The 12,279-nt window shown below is 63.8% G+C and carries 11 protein-coding genes and 1 other RNA gene; 5 read left to right on the forward strand and 7 right to left on the reverse strand.

The window, feature by feature from the left end; translation table 11 throughout:
- Window positions 1-81: 81 nt before the first annotated feature.
- From fba to tkt, 4 genes are all read right to left on the reverse strand, one after another.
- Window positions 82-1,149, reverse strand: coding sequence for a class II fructose-bisphosphate aldolase (gene fba / locus RX328_RS04955; RefSeq protein WP_213254060.1), 1,068 nt, complete (start codon window positions 1,147-1,149; stop codon window positions 82-84).
- 50 nt (window positions 1,150-1,199) lie between these two features.
- The gene (locus RX328_RS04960; protein ID WP_213254059.1) at window positions 1,200-2,396 is read right to left on the reverse strand and encodes a phosphoglycerate kinase; all 1,197 of its coding nucleotides are present in this window, start codon (window positions 2,394-2,396) and stop codon (window positions 1,200-1,202) included.
- A 154-nt stretch (window positions 2,397-2,550) separates the two neighbouring features.
- Window positions 2,551-3,564, reverse strand: coding sequence for a type I glyceraldehyde-3-phosphate dehydrogenase (gene gap, locus RX328_RS04965; protein ID WP_213254058.1), 1,014 nt, complete (start codon window positions 3,562-3,564; stop codon window positions 2,551-2,553).
- Window positions 3,565-3,703: 139 nt separating this feature from the next.
- Window positions 3,704-5,689, reverse strand: a complete 1,986-nt coding sequence (gene tkt / locus RX328_RS04970; protein WP_213254057.1) for a transketolase — start codon at window positions 5,687-5,689, stop codon at window positions 3,704-3,706.
- Between the two features lie 285 nt (window positions 5,690-5,974).
- On the opposite strand from tkt, the gene RX328_RS04975 reads away from it, so the two are divergent.
- The 5 genes from RX328_RS04975 (at window position 5,975) to RX328_RS04995 (ending at window position 8,455) form a co-directional block, all read left to right on the forward strand.
- The gene (locus tag RX328_RS04975) at window positions 5,975-6,301 is read left to right on the forward strand and encodes a DUF4164 domain-containing protein (protein WP_213254056.1); all 327 of its coding nucleotides are present in this window, start codon (window positions 5,975-5,977) and stop codon (window positions 6,299-6,301) included.
- Complete coding sequence (locus RX328_RS04980) at window positions 6,298-6,681, forward strand: cell division protein ZapA (protein ID WP_028349229.1); 384 nt, start codon at window positions 6,298-6,300, stop codon at window positions 6,679-6,681. Before RX328_RS04975 ends, RX328_RS04980 begins: the two co-directional genes overlap by 4 nt.
- Before the next feature lie 52 nt (window positions 6,682-6,733).
- A non-coding RNA gene (gene ssrS, locus RX328_RS04985) (6S RNA) lies at window positions 6,734-6,894 on the forward strand.
- Between the two features lie 160 nt (window positions 6,895-7,054).
- A complete protein-coding gene (locus RX328_RS04990) occupies window positions 7,055-7,630 on the forward strand; it encodes a 5-formyltetrahydrofolate cyclo-ligase (RefSeq protein WP_213254055.1) in 576 nt (191 codons plus the stop codon).
- Between the two features lie 3 nt (window positions 7,631-7,633).
- A complete protein-coding gene (locus RX328_RS04995; protein ID WP_213254054.1) occupies window positions 7,634-8,455 on the forward strand; it encodes a TIGR00282 family metallophosphoesterase in 822 nt (273 codons plus the stop codon).
- 13 nt (window positions 8,456-8,468) lie between these two features.
- Here RX328_RS04995 and RX328_RS05000 read toward each other — a convergent pair whose 3' ends face one another.
- Genes RX328_RS05000 through RX328_RS05010 form a run of 3 tightly spaced genes read right to left on the reverse strand, consistent with a single transcriptional unit; the run spans window position 8,469 to window position 12,210 of the window.
- Window positions 8,469-10,676, reverse strand: a complete 2,208-nt coding sequence (locus RX328_RS05000; RefSeq protein WP_213254053.1) for a xanthine dehydrogenase family protein molybdopterin-binding subunit — start codon at window positions 10,674-10,676, stop codon at window positions 8,469-8,471.
- A gap of 5 nt (window positions 10,677-10,681) precedes the next feature.
- Window positions 10,682-11,698 carry an FAD binding domain-containing protein gene (locus RX328_RS05005; protein WP_213254052.1) on the reverse strand — a complete coding sequence of 339 codons (1,017 nt, stop codon included), beginning with the start codon at window positions 11,696-11,698 and terminating at the stop codon, window positions 10,682-10,684.
- Window positions 11,695-12,210 (reverse strand): (2Fe-2S)-binding protein, encoded by a 516-nt coding sequence (locus tag RX328_RS05010; RefSeq protein WP_213254051.1) that lies wholly within the window; start codon window positions 12,208-12,210, stop codon window positions 11,695-11,697. The genes RX328_RS05005 and RX328_RS05010 overlap by 4 nt, the downstream gene beginning before the upstream one ends.
- Window positions 12,211-12,279 lie beyond the last annotated feature (69 nt).

The following is a 12,279-nucleotide window of genomic DNA, read 5'->3' on the forward strand; positions in this document are numbered from 1 at the left end:
GCGCACCAAAATAGGCGGTTCTCGGGCAATTGCCTAGAAAACGTTCGTCGCACCGGGGGTGTTTGCGAGGCGGGCGCCGGCTCAGGCAACCCGCGGGTCCAGCTCACCCTTGCCGTACCGCTTGGCCATTTCGGCCGTCGTCAGCACCTTCTTGATCTTGCTGGCCTGCCCTGCGGTATTGAATTCCTGCAGCCGCTGCTTGCACAGCTTGGCCATGGCTTCCATCGCGGGCTTGAGGTATTTGCGCGGGTCGAACTCTTCCGGATTGTCCTTCAGCACTTTACGGATCTGCCCGGTCATCGCCATGCGGTTGTCGGTATCGATGTTGATCTTGCGCACGCCGTTCTTGATGCCGCGCTGAATCTCCGAAACCGGCACGCCCCAGGTCGGCTTCATTTTGCCGCCATTGGCATTGATGATTTCCTGCAGGTCCTGCGGCACCGAGGACGAACCGTGCATCACGAGATGCGTGTTCGGCAGCTTGCGATGGATTTCCTCGATCACGTTCATGGCGAGGATGTCGCCGTCCGGCTTCCGGGTGAACTTGTAGGCTCCGTGCGAGGTGCCCATCGCGATCGCCAGCGCGTCGACCTTGGTCTCCTTGACGAACTTCACGGCCTCATCCGGGTTGGTGAGCAACTGGTCGTGCGAGAGCTTGCCTTCGGCGCCGTGACCGTCTTCCTTGTCGCCCATGCCGGTCTCCAGCGAGCCGAGCACGCCGAGCTCGCCTTCCACCGAGATGCCGCCGAGATGGGCCATGTCGGTGACCGTCTTGGTCACGCCGACATTGTAGTCCCAGTCGCCGGGGGTCTTGCCGTCGGCTTTCAGCGATCCGTCCATCATGACGGAGGTGAAGCCGGCCTGGATCGCGGTCATGCAGGTCGCGGGCTCGTTACCGTGATCGAGATGCACGCAGACCGGGATCTGCGGATAGATTTCAGTGACGGCGTCCATCATGTGCTTGAGCATCACGTCGTTGGCATAGGAGCGCGCGCCGCGCGAGGCTTGGATGATGACGGGCGCGTCGACCGCGGAGGCGGCCTCCATGATGGCGAGCGCCTGCTCCATGTTGTTGATGTTGAACGCCGGCACCCCGTAATCGTGCTCTGCCGCATGATCGAGCAGTTGACGCAAGGTAATGCGAGCCATTCAAATTCTCCTGTATTTGCCGCGCCTTTGGCGCTCCTTCAAGTCCTGGTCTAACGCAGTTTGAGAACTTCGACACCGGGCAGCGGTTTGCCTTCCATCCATTCGAGAAACGCGCCGCCGGCCGTCGAAACATAGGTAAAATCGTCGGCCACCCCGGCCTGGTTCAGCGCCGCGACCGTGTCGCCGCCGCCGGCAACCGAGATCAGCTTCTTCGCCTTGGTGCGCGCCGCTGCGTGCTTGGCCGCAACGACGGTGCCGCGGTCGAACGGCGTCATTTCGAACGCGCCGAGCGGGCCGTTCCAGACCAGCGTCGCGGCGTCGTCGATCGCGGCGTGAATCCGCACGATCGATTGCGGGCCGACGTCGAGGATCATGCCGTCGGCCGGGATCGCATCGAGCCCATAAGCGTGCGAGGGCGAGTTGGCCGCGAAATGATAGGCGACCACGGCATCGACCGGGAGAATGATGGCGCAGTTCGCGGCGCTGGCCTTTTCCAGGATGCGCAGCGCGGTCGCGGCGAGGTCTTTTTCCGCCAGCGACTTGCCGACGCCGACGCCCTGCGCGTGCAGGAAGGTGTTGGCCATGCCGCCGCCGATCACCAGCGCATCGACTTTCGTCACCAGGTTTTGGAGCAGATTGATCTTGGTGGAGACTTTTGCGCCGCCAATGATCGCGATAACCGGCTTTGTCGGCGCTTCCAGCGCCTTGCCAAGCGCGTCGAGTTCGGCCTGCATGGTGCGGCCGGCATAGGCGGGCAGCTTGTGGCCAAGACCTTCGGTCGTAGCGTGTGCACGGTGCGCAGCCGAAAAGGCGTCGTTGACCCAGATGTCGCCGAGCTTTGCCAGTTCGGCTACGAAGGCAGGATCGTTTTTCTCTTCCTCTTTGTGGAAACGGGTGTTTTCGAGGCAGAGGATACCGCCGTCCTTCATCGCAGCGACGGCCTTGGCGGCAGCCTCGCCGATGCAGTCGTCGGCAAATGCAACCGGCTTCTTGATGACGTGGCCGAGCGCCGCCGCGACGGGCTTCAGCGAATCCTTGGCATCGCGCCCCTTCGGGCGGCCGAAATGGGCAAGCAGGATGACCTTGCCGCCCTTGTCCGCGATCTCGGTAATGGTCGGTGCGACACGCTCGAGCCTTGTCGCGTCGGTGACGCGGCCGTTCTCCATGGGCACGTTAAGGTCGACGCGCAGCAGCACGCGCTTGCCCTTCACATCGACGTCATCGAGGGTTCGGAATGTCTTTGGCATGGGCGCTTCTCTTGTCCCGGACGCACTGCGGCGCGAAGTGCCGCTGTGCAGAACCGGGACCTACGCTGGAATGATCCCGAAGGGACCTACGCTGGAATGGGTCCCGGCTCTGCGTCGCGTCACTTCGTGCCGCGTCGCGTCCGGGACACGAGACTCAAACTTGCAGCAACTTCCCCATCGCCACGGCGGTGTCCGCCATGCGGTTGGAGAAACCCCATTCATTGTCGTACCAGGACATCACCCGCACCAGCGTGCCGTTTTGCACCTTGGTCTGGTCCTCGTGGAACGTCGACGAGTGGGGATCGTGGTTGAAGTCGATCGAGACATTCGGCGCGGTGGTGTAGCCGAGGATGCCCTTGAGCTGCTGCTCGGAGGCACGCTTCATCGCCGCGTTGATTTCCTTGACGTCGGTGGCGCGCTTGGCAACGATCTTGAGGTCGACCACCGAAACGTTCGGCGTCGGCACGCGGATCGCGACGCCGTCAAGCTTGCCCTTCAGCTCCGGCAGCACCAGGCCGATTGCCTTCGCCGCACCGGTCGAGGTCGGAATCATCGACATCGCCGCCGCACGGCCGCGATAGAGATCCTTGTGTAGCGTGTCGAGCGTTGGCTGGTCGCCGGTGTAAGCGTGGATCGTGGTCATGAAGCCGGTCTCGATGCCGACGGTGTCGTTCAAGACCTTGGCGAGCGGCGCCAGGCAGTTCGTGGTGCAGGAGCCGTTGGAGACGACCAGATGATCCTTGGTCAGGGTGTCATGGTTCACGCCGTAGACGATGGTGGCGTCAGCATTGTCGGCGGGCGCCGAGACCAGCACGCGCTTGGCGCCGGCGGTCAGGTGCGCGGAGGCCTTGTCCTTGGCCGTGAAGATGCCGGTGCATTCCAGCGCAATGTCGACGCCGAGCGCCTTCCACGGCAGCTTCGAGGGGTCGCGCTCGGCGGAAACCTTGATCTTACCATTGCCGAGGCTGATCGAGTCGCCGTCGATAGTCACGGTGCCGGGGAAACGGCCATGCACGGAATCGAAGCGCAGCAGGTGGGCGTTGGTCTCGACCGGGCCGAGATCGTTGATGCCGACCACTTCGATATCCTTGCGGCCGGATTCCGCAATCGCCCGCAACACGTTGCGGCCAATGCGGCCAAATCCGTTGATCGCGACGCGGACTGCCATGCTGGTTTCTCCTCTGATAGCCGCTGCCAGCCCCGCGGAGACGTTCCACGGAGGTGCTTACGGCGGAACGCCCGGTTCGGCCGGGCGGGAACGGTCAAGATGGGGTCTAGGTAGTCCTTTTTCCCCGAGAGCTCAACCGTCAGCCCAAGCGCTTCACGGCAGCGTTAACGACGGCCTCGGCGGTAATTCCGAAGTGCTTGAAAAGGTCCTTGGCGGGGGCGCTTGCACCGAAACCGTGCATGCCGATGAATTCACCATCCTGTCCGATCACGGCGTCCCAACCCCAGCGTACCGCCGCTTCAACGGCGATCTTGACCGGCGCATTGCCAATAATGGCTGCCTTTCGGTCCGCCGGTTGTGCCAGCAGGAGCTCGAGCGAGGGCACCGAGACCACCCGCGACCGGATGCCACGCTCCGTCAGTTGCTTTTGGGCAGCCACCGCGATCTCGACCTCAGAGCCCGAGGCGAACAGCGACACTTTTGCATCGCCCTGCGCCGCGACCAGCTCATAGGCGCCATGCGCGCACGGATTATCGTTCGGCGCATTGGTGCGAAGCTGCGGCAGGTTCTGGCGGGTCAGCGCCAGCACCGTCGGGCCGTCGACCCGGTTGAGCGCCAGTTCCCAGCACTCCGCGACCTCGACGGCATCGCAGGGCCGGAACACGCGCATGTTGGGAATCGCGCGAAGCGCCGCGAGATGCTCGACCGGCTGATGCGTCGGGCCGTCCTCGCCAAGCCCGATCGAATCATGGGTCATCACGTAGACGACGCCTGCGCCCATCAGCGCGGCGAGCCGCATCGCGGGTCGGGCGTAGTCCGTGAACACCAGGAAGGTCGCGCCGTTCGGCGCGAAGCCGCCATGCAGGAAGATGCCGTTCATCGCCGCGGCCATGCCGTGCTCGCGGATGCCGTAATGGATGAAGCGGCCCTTCGGCGTCTTGGCCGAAAACGCCACTGCCGACTTCGCCTTGTTGTTGTTGGAGCCGGTGAGGTCGGCGGAGCCCGCCAAAAATTCCATCGGCATCGCAGCCGCAATCGCCTCGATCGCTGCTTCGGAAGATTTCCGCGTGGCGACATTCAGCGGCGATTCGAGCAGCGCCTTCTTGTGTGCGCGCAGCGCCTTCGACAGCGTGGCTGGCCGCTCGTGCCGCATCCGCCGCTCGAACTCGGCGCGCTTGCGGGGGCCGAGCTCGGCGAAAACGCTTTCCCATTCCTCGCGCGCGGCAGCGCCGCGGCTGCCGGCGGCACGCCATGCCTTCAGCACATCGTCAGGCACCGAGAAGGCATCGAGCGAAATGCCGAGCTTTTCCTTGGCGCCCTTCAGCTCGTCGGCGCCGAGCGCCTCACCATGGACCTTCGCCGTGCCGGCCCGCGTCGGCGCGCCGTAACCGATCGTGGTCTTGCAGGCGATCAGCGACGGCTTGTTGGATTTTTGCGCGCGGGTGATCGCGGCGGCAATCGCTTTCGGGTCATGACCGTCGATCAATTCCGCCGCCCAGCCCGCGGACTTGAAGCGCTTCACCTGGTCGACCGAATCGGCGAGTGAGGTCGGGCCGTCGATCGAGATGCCGTTGCTGTCATACAGCACGATCAGCTTGTTCAGCTTCCAGTGCCCGGCCATCGCGATCGCTTCCTGCGACACGCCTTCCATCAGATCGCCGTCGGAAGCGAGCACGTAGGTATGGTGGCTGACGACCTTTTTGCCGAACTCTGCAGCCAGCATCTTTTCCGCCAACGCCATGCCGACCGAGGTGGCGATGCCCTGGCCGAGCGGGCCGGTCGTGGTCTCGACGCCGCTGGTCTCGAAGTTCTCCGGGTGTCCCGGCGTCTTGGAGCCGAGCTGACGGAAATTCCGGATCTGATCGAGCGTCATGTCCTTGTTGCCGGTGAGGTACAGCAGTGCATAGAGCAGCATCGAGCCGTGTCCGGCCGAGAGCACAAAGCGGTCGCGGTCCGGCCAGGTCGGAGCCGCCGCATCGAATTTGAGGAACTGCGTGAACAGCACGGTCGCGATGTCGGCGGTGCCCATCGGCAAGCCGGGATGGCCGGATTTCGCCTTTTCGACGGCATCCATGGCAAGCCCGCGAATCGCATTGGCCATACGGGTATGTTCGACCTGCGTCATGTGAAATCCGCCTGAAATGAGGTGCTTGGTTAGGGGTATGTACCGGGCAAAGGCCGCAATACGGGCGTGTTTGAGGGAAAGTGCGGGCTGGATAGCACCTCAATCCCCGGGAGTCCAAGGCGTGGAAACGCGCTTGCCATGCGAAAAGTTGCTTAGCAGTGCATAGCTTCGCGCGGGCGTTGCGCTTGGCTCGCTTGCCACGTAAATTTCGGGCTCTAACCGCTTGCCGAACCGCGGATTTTGCTGCCGTGCGGCGGGCCTACGCGAGGGTGCGCGCTGTCTCTCATGAGCGATCGTCACACCAACGGGACCGGCAATGCCGAGCCGGTCTATGCCGATATCGACGCCGCCACACGGCGCTTGATGATGGCGCTCGATGCGCTCGAAGCTGCGGCCGAGCGGCGGCGCGACGCCGACCGCGACGAGAACGAGTTGGCGAGCCGGATCCAGGCGCTCGGCGCCGATCGCTCGCGCCTTGCCGACGAACTCGACGGCTCGCTGGTGAAGACGCGGCGGCTGGAGCGCACCAACCGCGAGGTATCAGAAAAGCTGGATGCCGCAATCGGCACCATCCGTGCGGTGCTCGATGCCGACGCCGGGGAGAGTGAATGAGTCACATCAACGTCACCATCAATGGCCGGCAGTACCGCATGGCCTGCGAGGAAGGGCAGGAGGTGCGGCTGCTCAAGCTCGCCGAGAGCCTGGAATCGCGCGTCGGAGAGTTGCGCGGCAAGTTCGGCGAGATCGGCGACGCGCGCCTCACCGTAATGGCCGCGCTCACCGTGTGCGACGAACTGCTGGACGCCAACGCGCGCATCCGCGCGCTGGAGGGCGAACTCGAAACCCTGCGCAATGTCCGCACCGCCGCCGCCGACCGCGCCAAGGCTACCCAGGTCGCCGTGGCCAACGCGCTCAACGCCGCCGCCGACCGCATCGAAAAAACCACGCAGGTCATCAACCGCACCATCGGCAGCGGCGTCGCGATCGGGTGATTGGTAGCGTTAGCGCTGGCGGATTCGGTCGGTAACGCTTACATTGCATCCTGCGAGGCTGCGTCGTGCGTCAGGAGCCATATATCCCCGGGGCCTTATCGATCCTTTAGGGAACTGTCCCTGGCCGGGTCCGTGGATCCGGACATATGGTGCCCACCTACTTTCGTAGGGAACTCCGGGATCGAGTGCTTCAACGGCGTTCGCGGCCTCGCACTTTTGTTTTTTCGTTGCGTGCATGTTTGTCATCCCGCGCACGTTCGTCATACGCCGTGCATGCGGGATATCCAGTACGCCGCGGCCCTGCAGTTGAGCACCAGCGTCTCTGGATACTGGATCATCCGCCTGCGCGGATGATGACGGAACGAGCCCCTGCATGACGGCAACCCTGTCGAAAGCCGACCTCCGCACCGCCGCGCTGGCCAAGCGCGATGCGTTGAGCGACGAACAGCGCGCCGCCGCGGCGCAAGCCATGGCAAGGCAAGGCGTGCCGTTTGCGATTCTGCCCGGCATGGTCGTCTCCGGATACTCGCCGATCCGCAGCGAGATCGATCCCGCGCCCTTGATGCGCAAGCTCGCCGAGCAGGGCGCAAGGCTCGCGCTGCCGGCGGTGCTGTCGCGTGGCAAATCGCTCGCGTTTCGCGCGTGGTCGCCTGATGACAGGCTGATGATGGGGCCGCTCGGCATTCTCGAACCATCACCGGCCGCGGCCGAACTCGTGCCCGATATCATGCTGGTGCCGCTGGCGGCGTTCGATCGCGCCGGCCATCGCATCGGCTATGGCGCTGGGCATTACGACTTCACGCTCGCCCACTTGCGCAAGGCGAAGGCCATTACGGCCGTCGGCATCGCCTTTTCCGTGCAGGAAATAAAAGCCGTTCCCGCGCTGCCGCACGACGTGGCGCTGGATTATGTGCTAACGGAAAAGAAAGTGTTCGATTTCCGGAGCTGAACTTTGCGTATTCTCTTCGTTGGTGACGTAGTCGGCCGAGCAGGCCGCGCCGCGGTCGCGGAACATCTGCCCGGCATGATCAGGGGCTGGGCGCTCGACCTCGTCGTCGTCAATGGCGAGAATTCCGCCGGCGGGTTCGGCATCACCGAGGTGATCTATCAGGAACTGCTCGACGCCGGAGCGGATGCCATCACGCTCGGCAATCACGCCTGGGATCAGCGCGAGGCGCTGGTGTTCATCGAGCGCGCGCCGAAACTGATCCGGCCTGCGAACTACCCAAAGGGTACGCCGGGTCGGGGCGCGGCACTGGTCGATACCAAGAACGGCAAGCGCGCGCTCGTTATCAACGCGATCGGCCGCGTCTTCATGACGCCATTCGACGATCCCTTCGCGGTGCTCAATCAGGAGCTAGAGGCCTGTCCGCTGCGCGAGGCGGCGGATGCGATTGTGGTCGATTTCCATGGCGAGGCGACGAGCGAGAAACAAGGCATCGGCTATTTCTGCGACGGCCGCGCCAGCCTCGTCGTCGGCACGCACACCCATGTGCCGACTGCCGATCATCAGATCCTCGCCGGCGGCACCGCCTACATGACAGACGCCGGCATGACCGGCGATTATGATTCTATTATCGGGATGCAGAAGGAAGAGCCGCTGCGGCGATTCACGACCGGTATCCCATCGGCCCGTTTCGAACCGGCCGCAGGGGTGGCGACACTCAGCGGTGTCGCGGTCGAGACCGATGATTTGACCGGCCTTGCGCGGCGTGTTGCGCCGGTGCGCGCCGGCGGCAGGCTCGAGCCGACCGTGCCGGCGTTTTGGGCGTGAGGCCGCGCGGGATTCAATTGAACTGGACCACCTTGTCGAGCGTGATCGGCAGGTCGCGCACGCGTTTTCCCGTCGCATGATAAACCGCGTTAGCGATCGCCGCCGCTACGCCGACGATACCGATTTCGCCGAGGCCCTTGATGCCGAGCGGGTTGACGATCTGGTCCGGCTCGTCGACGAAGATCACCTTGATGTCGTGCACGTCGGCATTCACCGGCACGTGGTATTCGGCGATATTGGCGTTCATGACGCGTCCGAAGCGATGGTCGAACAGCGTTTCCTCGTGCAGCGCCATGCCGATCCCCCAGACCACGCCACCCATGACCTGGCTATGGGCGGTCTTCGGGTTGAGGACGCGGCCGGCGGCGACGGCATTGACCACGCGGGTTACGCGGATAACGCCCAGTTCTTCGTCGATCTTGACCTCCGCGAAGATCGCGGAATGGACATTGCGTGCGTGAGATTTGTCTTCGTCCACCTTGTTGGCTTCCTCGCGCGTGATGCGCTCGGCCTTGCCGGACTGCATCGCACTGGCAATCGAGACCGCACGGGTCGCATCCCGCTTGCTGACGATCTTGCCCTCGATCAGCGCGACGTCGTCCACGCCGGCGCCTGCCAGCGGCGAATCCTTCATCCGGACCGCAAGCTTCAGTAAGTCGCCGCGAACCGCGCGGGCGGTATTGGCAATCGCGTTGCACACTGAGGCCGCGATCCACGAGCCGCCTTCGAGCGGACATTGCGGCAGCGTGGAATCGCCGAGCTTGACGGTGATATTGTCGATCGGCAGGCCGAGCGTGTCGGCCGCGACCTGCGCCATGATCGTGTAGGTGCCTGTGCCGATATCGGAGGCTGCGGTTGCCACTTCCGCATGGCCGTTCGCCGTCAGCACGATACGGATCGTGGCGGGCATCTGCAAAGCTTCCCATACGCCGGACGCCATGCCCCAGCCGACGAGTTCGTTGGCGTCCCGCATCGAGCGCGGCTCCGCGTTGCGTTTGTTCCAGCCGAACGCCTCGGCACCCTGCCGGTAGCACTCACGCAATTGCTTGCTGGTATAGGGAAGGTCCTCGCCTTGGTGGCGATCGGAATAGCATTGCAGCCGCAGTTGCACCGGATCGGTCTTGAGGGCGATGGCGAGTTCGTCCATCGCGCATTCCAGCGCATAGACGCCAGTCGCAGCGCCCGGCGCCCGCATGTCACAGGAGGTCGGCAGATCGAGCTTCACCAGTCTGTGCTCGAATTCTGCATTCGGACTCTTGTAAAGCAGATTGCCCCAGCCGGTGTCGTTGCGCGCGAACTCCTCGAACCGCGAGGTCACGGCGATGGCTTCATGTTGCATTGATTCGAGCGTGCCCTCGCTGCTGGCGCCAAGTGCAAGCCGTTCGATGCTCGCCGGCCGGTAGCCGAGTGCATACATCTGCGCTCTCGCCAGCATGACACGAACCGGACGTTTGAGTGCCTGCGCTCCCAGCACCGCCAGTACGACCTGATATTGCGGGCGTAGGCCCGCGCCGAAGCCGCCGCCCATATAGGGCGACATCACGCGCACTTCGTCCGGCTTCATCTTGAACACGCCGCAAAGATACTTTTGCACGTTCTGCACGCCTTGCGTCTTATCGTAGACGGTGAGCCGACCGTCTTCCCAAATCGCGGTCGAGGCAAACAATTCCATCGGATTGTGGTGCTCGGTCGGAATGAAATATTCTGCCGCATGGCGCACAGCGGCGGACGCAAACGCCTTTCCGGCATCACCGCGCGACTTCTCCGGACTGTCGACCGCAAAGGCGCGGGCGCGCTCCGCGTGCAGATCAGTGACGTGCGGCTCCTTCTGGAATTCGATCCTGACCTGCGAGGCGGCAACGCGCGCTGCCTCCCAATCCTCCGCCAGCACAAGCGCCAGCGGTTGTCCGGTGAAATGAATCTTTTCGTCGTAGAGCGGGCGATAGGGCGAGCCTTCCTCCGGCGCGACTTCGTCCTTGTAGGCGTCATCCTTGTCGGCCATTGGCGGCCGGTTCTGATGCGTGAGCACGTCGATCACGCCATCAACGCCCAATGCCCCGCTGGTGTCGATGCGCACGATCCGCCCCTTCGGTATCGTCGACTCGATGACATAGCCATGGACCAGGCCGGGGACGTTGAAATCGCCGGCATATCTGGCTTCGCCGCTAACCTTGGCCTTGCCGTCGACGCGGGATGTCGCTGATCCGATATAGGATGCCATGGCGTTCACCGTATTTTCTTGTCTGAGACCGATTGCGGCGTGCCTCGCGCGGCTTGACTGAGTGTCCGCACGATGGCGCGTCGTGCCAAGCCAATTTTGAAATCGTTGTGCCCATAGCCCTTAGCGCCGTGCAGCAGCCAGTCCGCGGCTTTCGCAAATGCAGTCGCGTCGGCGTGTTGTCCGAGCAGCGCCGCTTCGGCCGCCGAATTGCGCCACGGTTTGTGCGCCACGCCCCCGAGCGCCAGGCGCGCCTCCTTGATCGTGTCGCCGTCGAGTTCGAGCGCCGCCGCCACCGATACCAGGGCGAACGCATAGGAGAGGCGATCGCGGATCTTGAGGTAGGAATAGTTCGCGCTAAAACCCTTCGGTGGAAGCTCGATAGCGGTGATGATCTCGTCGGGCTCCAGATTGGTGTCGCGCTGCGGCGTGTTGCCGGGCAGGCGATGGAAATCCGCAAATGCGATGGTGCGCGGCCCGGCCGGGCCTACGACATGCACGATAGCTTCAAGCGCTGCGAGCGCTACGCACATGTCGGACGGATGCGTGGCGATGCAGGCTTCGCTCGTGCCGAGGATTGCATTGATGCGGTTGACGCCATCGATCGCCGAGCAGCCGCTGCCCGGCTCGCGCTTGTTGCACGGCGTCGCTGTGTCGTAGAAATAGAAGCAGCGCGTCCGCTGCAAGAGGTTGCCGCCGGTCGAGGCCATGTTGCGCAATTGCTGCGATGCGCCGGACAAGATCGCGCGCGAGAGCAGTGGATAGCGCTCTTCGATGATGGGATGGTAGGCGAGATCGGTGTTCGGCACCATCGCGCCGATCAGAACACCGCCGGCGGAGGTTGGCTCGACGCTCCTGAGCGGCAGGTGCGAAATATCGACCAGCCGGCTCGGTCCCTCGACGTCATATTTGATCAGGTCGATCAGATTGGTGCCGCCGGCGATGAATTTTGCGGAAGGGTCCGTGGCAATCTGCTTGATGGCATCGGCGACGTCGTTGGCGCGCGCATACTGGAATGGGGTCATGATCGCTCCATCGCCTGCTGGATCGCCGCCACGATGTTCGGATAGGCGCCGCAACGGCAGATATTGCCGCTCATGAGTTCGCGAATCTCGTCGGCCGTTTTTGCCTTGCCCTCGGCGATCAGCCCGGCGGCGGAGCAGATCTGGCCCGACGTGCAGTAGCCGCACTGAAATGCATCGTGATCGATGAAGGCCTGCTGAAGCGGATGCAGCTCACCGTCGCGCGCAAGGCCCTCGATGGTGACGATTTCGGCGCCTTGTTGCATCACCGCCAGCGTCAGGCAGGAGTTAATCCGCCGCCCGTCGACCAGAACGGTGCACGCGCCGCATTGTCCGTGGTCGCAGCCCTTCTTGGTGCCCGTCAGGTCGAGGTGATCGCGTAGCGCGTCCAGCAGCGTCGTCCACGGGGCGACCGTCAGTTCCATACGGTTGCCGTTGACGGTCAGCCTGATCGGAATTTTGTCCGGCACGGTGACCGTCCGCGCCGCACGCTTTGCTGTGCCAGATCGGGCCATTTTGACCTCCGCCTGCTGATCTCCGCCTGCCTTTGGCTGGTGCGCGAGGATGCTGCGCGGGGATGATCC

Origin of the sequence: Bradyrhizobium sp. sBnM-33 (assembly GCF_032917945.1) — a bacterium.
In the GTDB taxonomy this organism is placed as follows: Bacteria; Pseudomonadota; Alphaproteobacteria; order Rhizobiales; family Xanthobacteraceae; genus Bradyrhizobium.